The organism is Roseovarius conchicola (genome assembly GCF_041403425.1).
GTDB classification, from domain to species: domain Bacteria; phylum Pseudomonadota; class Alphaproteobacteria; order Rhodobacterales; family Rhodobacteraceae; genus Roseovarius; species Roseovarius conchicola.
Genome location: NZ_JBGEHK010000002.1, coordinates 585958 through 602096, shown reverse-complemented (window position 1 = coordinate 602096; position 16139 = coordinate 585958). Strand labels below are relative to the sequence as shown.

Annotated in this window: 16 protein-coding genes; 8 read left to right on the top strand and 8 right to left on the bottom strand. The window is 60.2% G+C overall.

The features are described from left to right. Nucleotides 1-91: 91 nt before the first annotated feature. Nucleotides 92-715 carry a queuosine precursor transporter gene (locus tag V6N02_RS08790; protein ID WP_371225162.1) on the top strand — a complete coding sequence of 208 codons (624 nt, stop codon included), beginning with the start codon at nt 92-94 and terminating at the stop codon, nt 713-715. A 239-nt stretch (nt 716-954) separates the two neighbouring features. Next, complete coding sequence (gene arfB, locus V6N02_RS08785; RefSeq protein WP_371225161.1) at nt 955-1377, top strand: alternative ribosome rescue aminoacyl-tRNA hydrolase ArfB; 423 nt, start codon at nt 955-957, stop codon at nt 1375-1377. Between the two features lie 93 nt (nt 1378-1470). On the opposite strand, the gene V6N02_RS08780 is transcribed toward arfB, so the two are convergent. From V6N02_RS08780 to V6N02_RS08765, 4 genes are read right to left on the bottom strand one after another with little or no spacing between them, the layout of a single operon-like run. Continuing rightward, a complete protein-coding gene (locus V6N02_RS08780) occupies nt 1471-2607 on the bottom strand; it encodes an aromatic ring-hydroxylating oxygenase subunit alpha (RefSeq protein ID WP_371225160.1) in 1137 nt (378 codons plus the stop codon). Nucleotides 2608-2619: 12 nt separating this feature from the next. Further along, entirely contained in the window at nt 2620-3300 is a 681-nt protein-coding gene (locus V6N02_RS08775; protein WP_371225159.1) for a DUF1028 domain-containing protein, read from the bottom strand. Beyond that, on the bottom strand, nt 3297-3722 hold the full coding sequence (locus V6N02_RS08770; RefSeq protein WP_371225158.1) for a RidA family protein: 426 nt from the start codon (nt 3720-3722) through the stop codon (nt 3297-3299). Before V6N02_RS08770 ends, V6N02_RS08775 begins: the two co-directional genes overlap by 4 nt. A 14-nt stretch (nt 3723-3736) precedes the next feature. Next, nucleotides 3737-4867, bottom strand: coding sequence for an aromatic ring-hydroxylating oxygenase subunit alpha (locus V6N02_RS08765; RefSeq protein ID WP_371225157.1), 1131 nt, complete (start codon nt 4865-4867; stop codon nt 3737-3739). A gap of 396 nt (nt 4868-5263) precedes the next feature. Here V6N02_RS08765 and V6N02_RS08760 point away from each other — a divergent pair, with 396 nt between their 5' ends. The 4 genes from V6N02_RS08760 (at nt 5264) to V6N02_RS08745 (ending at nt 8670) form a co-directional block, all read left to right on the top strand. Further along, on the top strand, nt 5264-5449 hold the full coding sequence (locus V6N02_RS08760) for a hypothetical protein (RefSeq protein ID WP_371225156.1): 186 nt from the start codon (nt 5264-5266) through the stop codon (nt 5447-5449). A gap of 132 nt (nt 5450-5581) precedes the next feature. Further along, the gene (gene rpe / locus V6N02_RS08755; RefSeq protein WP_371225155.1) at nt 5582-6271 is read left to right on the top strand and encodes a ribulose-phosphate 3-epimerase; all 690 of its coding nucleotides are present in this window, start codon (nt 5582-5584) and stop codon (nt 6269-6271) included. 129 nt (nt 6272-6400) lie between these two features. After that, on the top strand, nt 6401-6895 hold the full coding sequence (locus tag V6N02_RS08750; RefSeq protein WP_371225154.1) for a plastocyanin/azurin family copper-binding protein: 495 nt from the start codon (nt 6401-6403) through the stop codon (nt 6893-6895). 365 nt (nt 6896-7260) lie between these two features. Beyond that, nucleotides 7261-8670, top strand: coding sequence for an FAD-binding oxidoreductase (locus V6N02_RS08745; protein WP_371225153.1), 1410 nt, complete (start codon nt 7261-7263; stop codon nt 8668-8670). A 4-nt stretch (nt 8671-8674) separates the two neighbouring features. On the opposite strand, the gene hemC is transcribed toward V6N02_RS08745, so the two are convergent. Next, on the bottom strand, nt 8675-9634 hold the full coding sequence (gene hemC, locus V6N02_RS08740; RefSeq protein WP_371225152.1) for a hydroxymethylbilane synthase: 960 nt from the start codon (nt 9632-9634) through the stop codon (nt 8675-8677). Between the two features lie 97 nt (nt 9635-9731). Here hemC and hemE point away from each other — a divergent pair, with 97 nt between their 5' ends. Then, entirely contained in the window at nt 9732-10766 is a 1035-nt protein-coding gene (hemE, locus tag V6N02_RS08735) for a uroporphyrinogen decarboxylase (protein ID WP_371225151.1), read from the top strand. A gap of 137 nt (nt 10767-10903) precedes the next feature. On the opposite strand, the gene pta is transcribed toward hemE, so the two are convergent. The 3 genes from pta to pdxR all read right to left on the bottom strand — a co-directional run bounded on the left by pta (nt 10904) and on the right by pdxR (nt 15282). Beyond that, the gene (gene pta, locus V6N02_RS08730; RefSeq protein WP_371225150.1) at nt 10904-11908 is read right to left on the bottom strand and encodes a phosphate acetyltransferase; all 1005 of its coding nucleotides are present in this window, start codon (nt 11906-11908) and stop codon (nt 10904-10906) included. A 23-nt stretch (nt 11909-11931) separates the two neighbouring features. Beyond that, nucleotides 11932-13707: a sulfoacetaldehyde acetyltransferase gene (gene xsc / locus V6N02_RS08725; protein ID WP_371225149.1), complete on the bottom strand. Its 1776-nt coding sequence runs from the start codon at nt 13705-13707 to the stop codon at nt 11932-11934. A gap of 111 nt (nt 13708-13818) precedes the next feature. Continuing rightward, nucleotides 13819-15282, bottom strand: coding sequence for a MocR-like pyridoxine biosynthesis transcription factor PdxR (gene pdxR / locus V6N02_RS08720; RefSeq protein ID WP_371225148.1), 1464 nt, complete (start codon nt 15280-15282; stop codon nt 13819-13821). Nucleotides 15283-15509: 227 nt separating this feature from the next. Here pdxR and V6N02_RS08715 point away from each other — a divergent pair, with 227 nt between their 5' ends. Then, nucleotides 15510-16139, top strand: a complete 630-nt coding sequence (locus V6N02_RS08715) for a LysE family translocator (RefSeq protein ID WP_371225147.1) — start codon at nt 15510-15512, stop codon at nt 16137-16139.

Genomic DNA, 16139 nt, shown 5'->3' with positions numbered 1-16139 from the left:
CTTGCAAAGGTAAGGGCCAGCCTTTAGGAGCAGGCAATTCCCCCGATGGGGGCAAGTCGCCGCAACCTTGCTTAAAAAACGGGCTACGTTAATGAAAACCAATATCTTTCCTGGCGTGATCGCCATGGCGGCCATCGTCGTGGCCTCCAACATCCTCGTGCAATTCCTGTTCGGCCAATGGCTGACATGGGGTGCGTTCACCTATCCGCTGGCCTTTCTGGTCACCGATATCATGAATCGCGTTTATGGCCGTGAGGCCGCGCGCGGCGTGGTGTTGGTTGGCTTTGTCGTGGGCGTGATCTGTTCCTTCATTGGCACACAGATCACGGGCGAATACGGCCCGCTGGTCACCTTGCGCATTGCCATCGGATCGGGGATCGCCTTCCTGACCGCGCAACTGATCGACATTTCGATCTTCAACCGCCTGCGTGATGGCACTTGGTGGCGCGCGCCGGTGGTATCCTCGATCGTCGGCAGTACCATCGACACGGCGCTGTTCTTCACCATCGCCTTCTCAAGCGCACTGATCTGGCTGGAACCGGGCAACGATGTCAGCTGGGCGGGCGAGGTTCTTCCCCTTCTGGGCGTCGGGCCCATGGCCCCGCTTTGGGTGTCTCTGGCCGTTGCGGATTGGATGGTGAAACTGTCACTGGCGCTGCTCGCTCTTGTGCCCTTCCGCATCATCGTGGGGTCACTGACCCGCCGCACCACATGATTTTGTTTTGACAAATCCGAAATCTGTGGCAAGCTTCGATTGAGTTCAACAATCGAAAGGAGGTGGTCCAGTGTCATTAGAGGTATTGGAGCGAGGTGTCGGAACAGTTCGGGAGGGCACCGTCTAGGGCAGACCCTGGGCGTGAAGACCCACTCGAATTGGTGCGCCTAACCGGCCCACCTCCGCAAACTTCTAGAGGGCCGCACCGACAAGGGCGGCCCTTTTGAATTGGACAGGTCATGCTGCGTATCACCGATCAAATCACCGTTGAGGACTGGGAACTGACCGAGCACTTCATGCGCGCCTCCGGCCCCGGCGGGCAGAATGTGAACAAGGTCAGTTCGGCGGTCGAGCTGCGCTTTGAAGCGGCGCGCAGCCCCAACCTGCCCGAACCGGTCAAAAACCGCCTGCGCCGCCTTGCCGGACGTCGCTGGACAAAGGAGGGCGCGTTGGTGATCCAATGCGACGAAACCCGCAGTCAGGCGCGCAACCGCGATATTGCCCGCGACCGCTTGGCTGATTTGATCCGCAAAGCCACTGAAAAACCCAAACGCCGCATACCCACGCGCCCGACGTTAGGGTCCAAGAAACGGCGCCTGAAAGCCAAAAAGGTCCGCGGCGAGGTTAAAGCCCTGCGCGGCAAGATTGACAACCAAGACTAACATCCGGCTTCTTCTGGCTAAAAATATCCCGGGGAGTTTGAGGGGCAGCGCCCCTCATTCAAAAATCTGCGTGCCGGATGGCACTCACTCAGATCATGCTACGCTCAACCCATCTTCCAGTTCGCGGTCTCGATGCGCCAGCCACAGCAGGAAATCACGCACTGTGCCTTCATAATCCTCCCCCGCCAAAGGACCGGATTGCGCATGGGCCGAATGGAGTGACACCTGCATCCGCTCCAGCTTTTCACGGTCCTCGCGATTCACGTCTTCCCAAAGGGCAATTCGCTGCGCAATCGTCTCGTCATCCAGATCATCACCGTAAACCGACATGGTCCATTTCACCTCAATCTGATCGGCATTGCGTGGGAAGATGTACAAAGACACCAGAAGGCTGGCCGCTTGGCTGGCCACCTGATTGGGAAAGCGCGCAAACAGGGAGGAGCGTTGGCGTTCGTCCTCGCTCAACCCCACCGCTCCGGCCCCGCGTGACGGGATATCCTGCGGATAATTGGCGTTGTAGCTGGTAAAGCCCGGCCCCGAGACGGATTTCTTGGCCAGCCCGGTAGGAGTGTAGCCGTGCAGTGTTTTGGGGTGCACGACCGATAGGTGATAGCCTTCCATGAAGTTCTCAACCAGACATTTCCAATTGGTGTTCCACAGCTCTGACGCGGAATGCACAAGGCGGAATGTCTCGGTCTCATAAGGGGCCAGCATGTCGTCCAGCGCCTGCGCCTCGGCCCCGAACGGCGCGGCCGTAGCCGACAGCGAGGCATAAATGAACCCGCGCCAGACCTGCACCGGGAAACTGTTCAACCGGCAAGACGCGGCATCAAAACCTGCATTCTCCATCCGCGGCGCGCGCAGCAACGCGCCATCGCGGCCATAAGCCCAGGCATGATAGGAACAGATGAACCGTTTGATATTGCCCGACCCTTCGGCCAGCGGCATGCCCCGGTGGCGGCACACATTCGAGAGAACGCGCACCTCTCCATCGTCGCCCCGCACCACGATCAGCGACTCGTTCAGCAATTGCAGGGTAAAGAAATCACCCGGCTCGGCAACCTCATCCGCGCGGCCAAGGCAATGCCAGCCATCGCGCAGCACATTGGCGCATTCCCAATCGAAATAGGCCGGAGAGGTGTAGAATGTACCCGGTAGTCCAAAAGGGCGGTCACCGGGCAGATTGGCCAGCTCTTGCAAAGTGCTGCGCATCTGATCAATCGAAGACATGGGCAAAACCTTCTATTCGTCGCCGGGCACCCCGTAACTTGGGGCGACCTCGGGGTTGAGGGCACGGGCGATATAATCGTCCATTTGGGGTTCATAGGTTGTCCAAAGCGCACGCAGGGCGGCAACGGGGCAATCCTCGGACCAGTCGACGCGCAAGTCGACCAGCGGCCAGGATGTTTCTCCTGCGACCAGCAGACAGGCGGAATGCACAGGCCCCGCCTCGCCCCCGCCCTCGTTCAAACCCGCCTCAAGCGCACCCAAAAGGCGCTCGGGCAAGGTCAGATCGGCGGTCGCTTCGAACCTGTTCACAACCACTTGCGGCAATCGATCGGACGCCAGCAGGTTGCCTGCCGAAATAACGCCGTCGCCAACGGCCTGCGCATGGATGCCAAGGGAATTCCCGCCAGAGAATATGGCCGTGTTGCCGTTGTGATCGACCACGGCGACCTGCCGGTAATCGGGGAACCGTTCGCGCTCCATCACCGCATCCAAGGCCTGTTGGGCACTATCCCCGCCGCCGATCCAGTCCAGCACATCATTGCCAATCGACGGCATGGTCACGTTCTGCGTGGCAACAGCCCCGACGCCCGCTTTGACCCACGGACAACGGCTCCCCACCGCGATCGACGAGGTGGTGATGGCCACGCCCAGTTGCCCGGTCCGCGCACAGCGGCCTGTGACGGAGAACGTCATGGCGCATCCTCCGGGATCACCGCCGTGCCGTCGATTTCCACCAGCCATTCAGGACGGGCCAGCGCCTGCACCACAAGGCCGGTCGAGACCGGGTAAACCCCTTTGATATATTCGCCCATCGTCCGGTAGACCGCCTCGCGGTGGCGCACGTCGGTGATGTAGACGACGACCTTGACCAGATGCTCCATCTGCCCGCCGGCCTCTTCGATCAGCTGGCGGATGTTCTGCATCACCTTGTGGGTCTGCTCGACCGGGTCGTGGCTGTCGATATTGACCGCATCGTCGAGGTTCTGCGGGCATTGGCCGCGCAGCCAGACGGTCTTGCCGCCCCGGGTGACGACAGCCTGGCAAAGATCGTTGTCGAGGTTTTGTTCCGGGTAGGTGTCAGACGTATTGAATTTACGAATTCGGGTGTGGGCCATAGATTGCGCCTCTTTTAACTATTAATCCGCGCATTGAGATATTGCGCAAAGTCATAGTTCGGACGTTCCAGATGGCTGAGATGGCCGGGTGTGCTGAGCGCCGAACATAGGCCATTGTAGACCTTTTCGGTGCATCCGCGATCTTCAACGTTCACATCGTCCAGAAGCGCCTTCAAATCGGCGAAATTCTGCTGTGCGTCCGCATCGTCCTTATAATCATCCGACATGCCGCCGCCAAAGCGGATATGCACCTGGCCGGGGCTGACCGGGTGCAGCGACAGGTACCAGAAATAGCCGGGTGTCAGCGTGATCAGCAGGCTGGGATAGATCGCCAGCAGGAAGGTGGTGCGGCGCTCATCCCCCTGCAGACGGTCATTGGTGTCATGCGCCATCGCAATGCGCAGCGACTCGTCCTTCAGGATCGTGTGGTAGTTGAACGCAGGCAGACCGGGCGGGCAAATCATGTCCTCCAGTTTGGACAGGCCACCGATGGTCCCCGCGTGACAGACCGGCAGGTGATAGCTTTCCATGAAGTTTTCGGCCAGCACCTTCCAGTTGGTGTCCCAGACATGCTCTTCATAGAAGCTTTCGGTGTAGTTGGTCATGTCATAGCCGGCGACCATGTCTTCGACCTGCTTTAGTTGCTCGGCCACGGCTGGGGCCTCGGCATTCAGCGTCACAAAGACCCAGCCCAGCCATTCCTCGCACCGGATGGTGGGCAGTTTGTAGCTGTCTTTGCAGAACCCTTCATTCAGCGTCATCGCGGGCGCCCCGCGCAGGGATCCGTCGAGATTGTAAGTCCAGGCATGATAAGGACACACGATCGAGCGTGTCGTCCCGCGCCCTTCCAGCAAGGTCGACATCCGGTGCAGGCAGACATTGGACATCGCGCGCAGCGTGCCATCCTTGTCGCGCAGCACGATGATCGGCTGCCCTGCCAACTCGGCGGTGACGTAGTCGCCTGCATTCAGCAACGCGCTGGCGCGCCCGACACAATACCAGTCCTTCGAAAAGATATGGTCCAGTTCGGCCTGCATGAATGTCTCGGTGGTGTAGACCGAGGGCGGCATGGCGCGGGCCTGCTCGAACGGTTGGGCAGCGTTCGCGCGCAGCTCTTCCAGCGGGTCAAGATGATCTTTGGCCATAAGGCGTACTCCGAGGTGGTGCCGTCACGTGGCAAGCCGAGGACGGGTGACTTTCCTGAAATGACTTTCTGTCAGAATCTGCAGTGTTAAAAGGAGGCTCTGACTCACCTTTGATTTGGTCAGGCCTAAGCCATGATGTGCATACGGGAAGCCCTGTCTGCCAATCACATCCACATAAGCGAGTGATTTGCTGGACGCATAGCCAGGAAATGCAGCAAAGACGGGTCACTTAGGGAGCAGTTGCTCAATCTTGGTCCGCCCAAAAGATTGTCTCCATGTCATGAACAATCCCCTGTTGTGACACATTTTGTCACGAATTCCGCCACTCTCGTTAACTAACTCTTAACCCACGACGTATTCGTAATCAGTTAGGGAAACAGGGAAATGCGGAACGAAATGAACACTACAGATATTCAACAAATGGTCATGCGCGAACGCCGGTTGGCCGTGTCCGAGCGCGAATGGAAACACCGCCTGCGCGGCTATGGCTATGGCATTCGCGATACCGATGAAGGCCGGGTTGTCACCTCGCTGGTGAACAACATCCGCCTGTGCTGTTTGCCGGGACACGCCGCCGCCTAAGGCAGATAAAACGCTCAATCGCAGGTTTGGCCCCGACCGGGGCCCGCCAGGCGGCGCAAATCCGCTGGACGCGAGGTCGGTTTGGTTGCACAAAGCGTGCATCCGATCCATCGCGCCAGACAGGGGCCCGCTATGAGCTTTGAGCGTTCCATCAAGATTGCACCGTCGATTCTCAGCGCGGATTTCGCCAATTTCGGTGCCGAGATTCAGGCGATTGAGGCGCAGGGCGCCGATTGGGTCCATGTCGATGTGATGGACGGGCATTTCGTCCCCAACCTCACGTTCGGTCCCCCCGCTGTCAAAGCCTTTCGGCCGCATGTGAAGACCTTCATGGATGTGCATCTGATGATCGCACCGGTCGATCCTTACATCGAGGCCTATGCCGAGGCCGGGGCCGACATGATCGTCGCCCATGTCGAGGCCGGACCGCATATTCACCGCACACTTCAGGCGATCAAGGCGACCGGGAAAAAAGCGGGCGTATCGCTGAACCCCGGCACGCCGCTCAGCAGTATCGAACATGTGCTGGACCTTGTGGATATGGTTCTGATCATGACCGTGAACCCCGGATTTGGCGGGCAGAAGTTCATTCACTCCGGCATTGAGAAAACCCGCGCCTTACGTGCCATGATTGGCGACCGCCCCATTCACATTCAGATCGACGGCGGTGTCACACCGGAAACCGCGCCACTGGTGGCTGCGGCGGGTGCTGACGTGTTGGTGGCCGGATCGGCCGTGTTCAAAGGCGGCAGCGTGGACGCTCCCGAGGTTTACGGCGAAAACATCCGCTCCTTGCGGGCAGCGGCGGAGGCTGCGCAGTAAGTCACCGTCCTGCGGCGATTGGCGGGATTGCACCGTCTGTCCCATAATGATGCAACGCTCAAGAACCGCTCTGCCAGGCCGACCCCAAGCGACGGGCGAATCCCAACCCTTGTGAAAAGGAGATACCAGATGACGCAGTCAAAACGGGGTATAAACCGGCGCACTGCCATCCAGATCACCATCGCCGCCAGTTGTTGTGGTGGCGCCGCCCATGCCGGCGGGCCAAAGGTGGATCAGATCACCGATCCGGGCGCGCGCGAGGTGACGGATATGTTCCGTTTTTCACCTGACCTGATCACGGTCGAACGCGGTAGCGAAGTCGCCTTTCTGAACAGCCGCGGCGAACACACCGTGCATTCCGTGCCACAACTTTGGCCCGAAGGCGTGCCCGAGGTGGGTATCTCGAACAATCCCGAGGCGATTGTCGGCTTTCCCACCGACGGCCTCTACGGCTTTCGCTGTCGCCGTCATGGGCAATACGGCATGGTGATGCTGGTGGTTGTCGGCGAGGGTGGTGACCTGTCGGGCATTCCCGAACAAATCGACGCAATGCGCGCATCTGATCGCGAAAAAGAAGCCTTTGCAAAACTGCTAGCCCGCTATCAGGAGACCAGAGAAGCCTGACACGCGGCGTATGGTTCGGCCAAGGCACTCAAGCCCTGCAATGCAATCGGCGGCGTTCGATCCAACTTCCGAAAGAACGCCGCCAGCGTCAGGCAATGACGCACCATTATTGCCACTGGTTACTGGCCGTAACACTGCGCGCCCGGAGGGACGACAATTGGGCGAAACTCTGTTGTGAAATTGGTTAATGGTGACGAATTGGAAATTCACTGTTTCGAAAAGCGAAGCGCAATCATCCCCCTCCGGAACCAATACAAGCCCTGCGCAAAACCTGGATCAGGCAAGTTTGACAACCGCGCGGGCCGGATAAATCGCCGGTGTCCAAGGTGCTTGCACTGACCCGCGGCGCTGCGCAAAGTGGCGTCATGTCTGATCTTATCCCGGCCCTTGTTGAAATCGTCGGTGCATCCAGCGTGGTTCAAGGCCCGGATGCCGATCCATGGTCGCATGACTGGATCGACAGTACCCGCTGGACCCCGGTGGCCGTGGTGCGTCCTGCTACAACCAATGAGGTGTCTCAGGTCGTCAAACTGGCCAATCAGCATCGCATTCCCGTGGTGCCGGTGGCGGGGAATACCGGGCTGGCCGGGGGGACAAATGCCGAGGGCGCGATCATGCTGTCGCTGGACCGGATGTCAGCCATTCGCGAAATCCGCCCCGAGGCCCGTGTGGCGGTGGTCGAGGCAGGCGTGATCCTGTCCACCCTGCACGACGCGGTGGATACCCATGACCTGATCTTTCCGCTCACCTTCGGGGCGCGCGGTTCGGCGATGATCGGCGGGGTGCTCAGCACGAATGCGGGTGGCTCGAACGTGCTGCGCTATGGCAATACCCGCGATCTGTGTCTGGGACTGGAAGTGGTGCTGCCCACTGGTGAGATCGTTGATCTGATGTCCGAATTACACAAAGACAATTCCGGCTATGACCTGCGCCACCTGATGATCGGGGCCGAAGGGACACTGGGTGTGATCACGGCCGCCGTTCTGAAACTGCATCCCAAACCCCGCGCCTATGCCACCGCCATGGTTGCTGCGCCGTCGATCAACGCCGCGCTTGGCGTGCTCAATCGGCTTCAGGAAGAAACCGGCGGTGCCGTTGAGGCGTTTGAATACATGCCCCGCAACTATATCGAGGCGCATCTGGCGCGGTTCCCCGACGCCCGCGCGCCCTTCGATCAGATGTATGACGTGAACATACTGGTCGAGATTGGTGCGCTGGCCGCACGCGATTCAACCGTTGCAGACGACGGCACCGTGCCGGTGGTTGCGCATCTGGAATCCGTGTTGGGCGATCTGTTTGAAGAGGGCTTGGTTTTGGATGCCGTCGTGGCCAAATCCGATGCGCAACGCAAAGAAATGTGGGCCCGGCGCGAGGCCGCTGCCGAGGTATCACGCCTCCATGACCCTATTGTGGACAATGACATCGCCGTACCGCTGGACAAGATGCAGACCCTGATCGAGCGGATCGAGGCGCGCGCCCGGGCGCTGGACCCGGGCATCACCTTTAACTCGGTGGCGCATCTGGGGGATGGCAACCTGCATTTTGCCGGCTGGCCCTCGACCCATGACAGCGCCGTGCATGACGCGATCAAGGAAGCGGTGGAAGAAGAAGTCATTGCCCTTGGGGGCAGCTTTTCCGCCGAACATGGTATCGGCGTCAACAAACTGCCCTCGATGCGGCGGCGCAAGAACCCTCAGGCTGTGGCGGTGATGCGGGCGATCAAACAGGCGCTTGATCCCAACGACATCATGAACCCCGGTAAACTGCTTCCCTGACGCCTTAAGCCCGCCAGTCGAAAAATCCGGGGCCTGCCTTGGCCAGCAGATCGGCCGCCATTGCGCGGCCCAGTTCAGGTCCGTCGGCGATCGAGGCTGTCCGATCATCACTCAGGCTTTCGCTGCCATCGGGCCGCAAAACTTCGCCGCGCAGGCGCAGGTTTCCACCGTCCAGTTGCGCCAATGCCGCAATCGGCGTTTCGCAAGACCCATCAAGCGCCTCAAGAAACGCGCGTTCCGCCGCCAGTCGCTGACCGGTGGGGGTGTCATGAATGGCCGCCAGCATCTCGGCGGCGCGGGTATCGTCCGCACGGCGTTCGATGCCAATAGCCCCCTGCGCGACTGCAGGCAGCATTTCTTCTGGTTCAATCGCGGCTTGGGCCACTTCCGACCGCCCCAACCGGTTCAGCCCGGCCATGGCCAGAAACGTGCAGGCCGCGACACCATCTTCCAGCTTTTTCAACCGGGTCTGCACATTGCCACGAAACTCGACCACATCCAGCTTGGGATAGGCCACGAGGATTTGCGCCCGGCGGCGCAGCGACGAAGTGCCAACTTTGGTCCCATCCGGCAATTCGCCCAGGCTTTTGTACCGCGGCGATACGAACGCATCGCGCACGTCTTCCCGCGGCAGGTAGCAGTCGATGGTCAGCCCCTCGGGCTGCAACACCGGCATGTCCTTCATCGAGTGAATGGCGATGTCGATCCCACCGTCCAGCAAGGCCTGTTCGATCTCGCGGGTGAACAACCCCTTGCCGCCCAGCTCTTTCAGCGGTGTATCGGTCTTGATCAGCGACATCTTGTCGCCCGTGGTCTTGATCACCACAATCTCGAACGCGTCCTCGGGCAGGTCATGTGCTTCGCCTAGGCGGCGACGGGTCTCATAGGCCTGCGCCAATGCCAGGGGAGAACCACGGGTGCCAAGCTTCAGGGGGTTGTCGGGGGTCGGTAATCTCTGCGTCATATTAGCGGAATAGCCCTGCGATGCAGCCATGGCAAGCGGTGCCGCTTGACAATATGTCACTGGAAGGCGACCAGAGGGTGTCAACCGGAGTCTTACAATGACAGGCCAGAAAACAATCCTTAAAGCCCTTGCGGGTGAAACCCAATCCGTGCCCCCCATCTGGATGATGCGGCAGGCGGGACGGTATCTGCCCGAATACAAGGCCACACGGGCCGAGGCCGGGGATTTTCTGTCGCTCTGCTACAACAGCGATCTGGCCACCGAAGTGACGTTGCAACCGATCCGCCGCTACGGGTTTGATGCCGCAATCCTGTTTGCCGATATCCTACTGGTCCCCCAGGCGCTGGGGGCGGATTTGTGGTTTGTCACCGGTGAAGGCCCACGCCTCAGCACGATCACGGATCAGGCAGGGGTGGATGCCCTGAAACCGGTCGGGGACATTCACGAGACGCTCAACCCGATTTACCAAACTGTACGCAATCTGGCCGGGGCTTTGCCCAACCAGACCACGTTGATCGGCTTTGCCGGCGCGCCGTGGACCGTGGCGACCTATATGATCGCCGGGCGCGGAACGCCGGATCAAGGCCCCGCCCATGCGTTGAAGAACGAAAACCGCCCGGTGTTCGAGGCGCTGATGGCGCGGATCACGGCGGCGACGATTGAATACCTCTCGGCCCAGATCGAGGCCGGGGCGGAATGTGTCAAGCTGTTTGACAGCTGGGCAGGCTCGCTGAAAGGCGAGGATTTCGACCGCTACGCGCTGGCCCCCGCGAAAGAGATTATCGAGGCACTCAAGGCCCGCCATCCCGGCATCCCGATCATCGCCTTCCCGCGCGAGGGTGGCGACAAGTATATCGGCTTTGCCAAGGCCACAGGCGCCGATTGCATTGCATTGGACAATTCCGTGGCCCCGGAATGGGCGGCGGAACATGTGCAGGTCGATGGCTGTGTGCAGGGCAATCTGGCCTCGTCCCATATGGTGACAGGCGGTGAAGATCTGGTGCGTGAAACACGGCGCATTGTCGATGCGTTTTCCAAGGGGCCGCATATCTTCAATCTGGGTCACGGGATCACGCCAGATGCCGATCCGGATAATGTTCAGCGGATGATTGACGCTGTGCGGGGTGGGTAAGCAAGGGCCTTCGTCTGCCCCCGGGATGGCGATCCCTGGGAGTGTTCGGAAGCGCTTTGTCCCTGCCATGCCTGCACACTGAATGAACCGCGCACAATCCTAGCCAATCGCCAGCCCTGATAGGGGGCTGACGTCGCTTAGCTCTGCGCCTGCAGGATCGTCACGGCGATCATCTGCGTGACATCCTCGGCCACGCAACCGCGCGACAGGTCATTGGCAGGTTTCGCCAGCCCCTGCAGGATCGGGCCAATGGCGGCATACCCCCCGACCCGCTGGGTGATCTTGTAGCCGATATTCCCGGCATCGAGATTGGGGAAGATCATCACATTGGCCTGCCCTGCCACATCAGATTCCGGTGCCTTGCTGGCCCCGACAGAGGGCACGAAAGCCGCATCAAATTGCAACTCACCGTCCACCTGCAACTCGGGGTGCTGATCGCGCAGCAGCGCCACGGCGTCAGAGACTTTACTGACTTTCTCGTGCCGTGCACTGCCCTTGGTCGAGAAAGACAGCATCGCGATTTTCGGCTCTTCGCGCATCAACGCGCGGCAGGACGCGGCCGATTCAACGGCGATGGTAGCCAGTTCCTCGGTCGATGGATCAATCACCAGACCGCTGTCGGAAAAGAGCATCGCGCGGGCACCGGGCCGTGCATCCTCGGGCGGGTACATCAGGAAAAAGCTGGAGACGATGGGCGCATCCGACGCCTTGCCGATCACCTGCAACGCCGTGCGCACAACATCCGATGTGGTCGCGACGGCCCCACCGACCGTACCGGTCGCATGGCCCATGCGCACCAGCATCGCAGCATAGGTCAAAGGGGTTTGCACCGCGTTCATGGCGGCCTCAAGGCTGAGGCCCTTGTGCTTGCGCGCCTCGTGAAACGCGGCTGCCATATCGTCAATCAACGGGGAAGATGCAGGGTCATGGATGGCGACATGGTCGCTCTCGGATGCCCCCTGCGCCTCAAGGCCGGAAACAACCTCATCCCGGGCACCCACAAGGATCACATCGCTGATCCCGGCGTTTACCGCGGCAAGCGCCCCCGCAATCACGCGGGGATCACTTCCTTCACTTAAAGACACAACAGGGCGGGTTGCCGGGGGTTGAGACAGCAACAGCTTGAGTGGTGTCTCGGTCATATCTCCGGCCCCGCCCCTGCGGCTCAGACTTGCTGAGGACGCATGTCCGCCTTGTTGATACCAGCCACAGCCACGGGCGCTTTCATCGCGTCGCGACGGAAGGGTTCACCCAGCTCCTGGTTGATCATGGCTTCGATCAGCGTGGTGATACCCGCCTTCTGATCCTTGATCGCCTGATCCAGCGCCGCTGTCAGCTCTTCCGAGGTGCGGGCGACAACGCCTTTCAGACCACAGGCATTCGCGATACCGGCGTAAGATACACCTTCGTCCAGCTCGGTGCCGACAAAGTTGTCTTCGTACCACAGCGTGGTGTTTCGCTTTTCCGCACCCCACTGGTAGTTGCGGAAGATCACCTGCGTGACGGCGGGCCATTCTTCGCGGCCAATCGCAGTCAGTTCGGTCACGGCAATGCCAAAGGCTCCGTCACCGGAGAAGCCAACAACTGGCACATCGGGGCAGCCGATCTTGGCACCAACAACCGAAGGCAGACCATAACCACACGGGCCGAACAGGCCGGGAGCCAGATACTTGCGGCCATCTTCAAACGAAGGATACGCGTTGCCGATGGCGCAGTTGTTGCCGATGTCCGACGAAATGATCGCATCTTTGGGCAGAGCGGCCTGAATGGCGCGCCATGCTTTACGTGGGCTCAGCCAATCGGGCTTCGCGGCGCGGGCGCGTTCGTTCCATGTGGTGCCGGGATCGTCCTGCTCGTGATCCATCGAGGTCAGTTCCTGCGCCCAGGCCGATTTCTTCTGGGCGATGCGCGCCTTGCGTTCTTCACGACCCGCGTCACCCGCGGTCTCAGACAGCAGGCCCAGAATGCCCTTCGCAACTTTCGCCGCATCACCGACGATGCCGATGGTCACGTCCTTGGTCAGACCAATCCGGTCGGCGTTGATGTCCACCTGGATGACCTTTGCATCGCTGGGCCAATACTCCATACCATAGCCCGGCAAGGTCGAGAACGGGTTCAACCGGGTGCCAAGGCACAGCACCACGTCGGCCTCGCTGATCAGTTCCATCGCCGCTTTTGAGCCGTTGTAACCCAACGGACCGGCAAACAACGGATGCGAGCCGGGGAAGGCGTCATTGTGCTGATAACCCACGCAAACCGGTGCATCCAGACGCTCGGCCAGCGCGCGTGACGCGTCAATACCTCCCCGCGACAGGACGGTCCCTGCGCCATTCAAAATCACCGGGTTCTTCGCGGCCGAGATCAGTTCTGCGGCCTCGGCCACAGCACGCCGGCCGCCCGAGGGGCGCTCAAACTCCACAATCGCGGGGAGATCGATATCAATGACCTGAGTCCAGAAGTCGCGCGGCATGTTGATCTGCGCCGGGGCGCTGGCACGCTTGGCGTTCAGGATTACGCGGTTCAGAACTTCGGCAACACGCGAGGCGTCACGCACTTCTTCCTGGTAGGCGACACAATCGGCAAACATGTTCATCTGCTCGATTTCCTGAAAACCACCCTGACCCATTGTTTTGTTGGCCGCCTGAGGCGTGACCAGCAGAATAGGAGTGTGGTTCCAGTAAGCGGTCTTCACGGCCGTGACGAAGTTGGCAATGCCAGGACCGTTTTGTGCGATCATCATTGACATCTTGCCGGTGGCGCGGGTGTAACCGTCAGCCATCATGCCGCCCGAGCCTTCGTGGGCACAATCCCAGAACGAAATTCCCGCCTCGCCGAAAATATCGGAGATTGGCATCATCGCGGACCCGATGATCCCGAACGCGTGTTCGATGCCATGCATCTGGAGGGTTTTGACGAAGGCTTCTTCGGTGGTCATTTTCATGGTGAGGTCTCCCGCGGATATTGAGGCCGGAATCCCCCGGCCAGTTGCGCTATACCTAAGCGGCACGAGAAGCAACGCGTAGGGCCAGATGAAATAGCCACATAGAGCCAGTTAACTCAGGTCACGCAATGCGTTGGCCAGAAGTTCGATTCCGCTGCCGATTTTATTCGAAGGGATCGAGGAATAAGCGAGGCGATAAAAGTTCTGTGGCGGATCGTCCCCGTGGAAAAACGGGCGGCCCGGTTCGATCAGCACCCCTTGCGCGCGCAGCTTGATCTCAAGCTCGGAGGTGTTGATGTGTTCGGGCGCACGCATCCAGATCGAGCTGCCTCCAAACACTCCGCGCCCTTCCACCGTTAAGCCTTGTCTTGCAAGCGCGTCCTCCATCGCGGTGCGCCGCGTGGCATAGACCCGGCCCATGCGCCGGATCAGGCTGTCGTAATGGCCCAGCGACAGGAAGTAGGCCGCGGTGCGCTGAATATGGCCCGGCGGGTGGCGCAAAACGGACGCCCGCAGCGCGCGCGCTTCCCGAATAAATGGTTTAGGTCCAACAAGATAGCCCAACCTAAGACCTGGGAAGATCGACTTGGAGAAGCTGCCGACATAGATCACCCGGCCATCGCTATCGAGGGATTTGAGCGCCGGTGAAGGGGGGCGCAGGAATGACATTTCGAACTCGTAATCATCCTCGACGATCAGGGCGTCCATTGCGTTGGCCTTTTCCAACAGCGCCTTGCGGCGCGCCAATGGCATGGTGGCATTGGTCGGGCTTTGATGGCTGGGCGTGGTGAAGATCACATCCGCCGTATCGGGCAGCTGATCCGGCGGCAGGCCATCACGATCGACAGGGACAGCCGTCAGGTGGCAGCGCGACTGGGTCAGGATATCGCGCAGCGCGTGATAGCACGGGTCCTCCACCACAGCGGTACGGCGCTGGGTCAGCAAAACCTGTGCCGTCAGCCACAGCGCGTTCTGCGCACCCATGGTGATCAGTATTTCATCGGGTTGGGCCAGAATGCCCCGGCGCGGCAGGGTGTGGCGGGTGATGAACTCGATCAGGCGCGGATCGTCCTGATCATAGTAATCGGTCGTCAGCGCCTGAAAGTCTTTCTGTCCAAGGGCTTGCAAGGCACAGAGCCGCCAGTTTGCATGATCAAACAGCGACGGGTCGGTCTGACCGTAGACGAAGGGATAGCTGTAGGTATGCCAATCCTGCGGCTTTTCCGGCGTCGCCCCGCCGGTAAAACGACGACCCAATGCGCGCGACCAATCGACATTGTCCTGATGCGGAGATTGCGGAGGGAAGCGCGGCGGTTCAGGCGCGTTTTCCGAAACGTAATAGCCCGAGCGATCCCGGCTTTCGAGATACTCATTCGCCAAGAGTTCGGTATAGGCCAGCGTCACGGTGATCCGGCTGACGCCCAGATGCCGCGCCAGGGCCCGTGAGCTGGGCAGCTTTTCCCCCTTCGAGAACCGGCCCGACAGGATGCCCTCGGCGATCATCTGCTGGATCTGCGCCTGAAGCGTGCCCTGCGCATCGGGATCAAGGAAAAAGGTTTCGACGGAAATGGCCATGGCAGGATGCTAGGCTGGACTTAAAGGTGATGCAATCTGGTATGATCAGCGGGTCTTAACTCTTTCTTAGGGATAACGCCATTTTGTACATTTGGGGGGCTGTTTCAGAGGCCGCAAAACCCAAATTGTACAAACTGTACAAAAGCCAAAACACGGTGGGTTGCTGTGGCGTTTCCATCCGAAGCGTGGTTGGTTGGGAGAGTTGCCTTAACCCGGACTCTGCTGTCATGCCCTCTCCTGATGTTCTGATCGCTTTTTTCATCGCCGCGAGCATTTTCGCCTACATGCCCGGCCCGGCATTGTTCTATGCCGCCGCGCAGACAATGGCACGGGGAAAAAGGGCCGGTTTTTTCGCCGCCCTCGGTCTTCATGTCGGGGGCTATGCCCATGTGCTGGCCGCCGCTTTGGGTTTGGCCCTTTTGTTCGAGGCGGTGCCGACGCTCTACGTGGTGCTCAAACTTGCCGGGGCGGCCTATCTGGTTTTCCTCGGGGTTCAGATGATCCGTGCGGACGGTCCGAAGGTAACCACGCTTGCCACGGACACCAAGTCTCCCAAACGCGCCTTCTGGCAGAGCGTCACGGTCGAGGTGCTGAACCCCAAGACGGCGATTTTCTATGTCGCCTTCCTGCCGCAGTTCGTTGATCCCACGGCGGCGCTGGCGGTCTGGGCGCAGTTGTTGATCCTGGGCACGATCGTGAATGTGATGTTCTCAAGCGCCGACGTGATGTGTGTGATGCTGGCCCACCGGATCACCTCGGCCTTGCGCCGCTCGGGATCGGCCAGCCGGACCCTGCAAAGGCTGGGCGGCGGGATATTGATTGCGCTGGGGGCAAAGCTGGCGCTGAGCCGAAGCTGA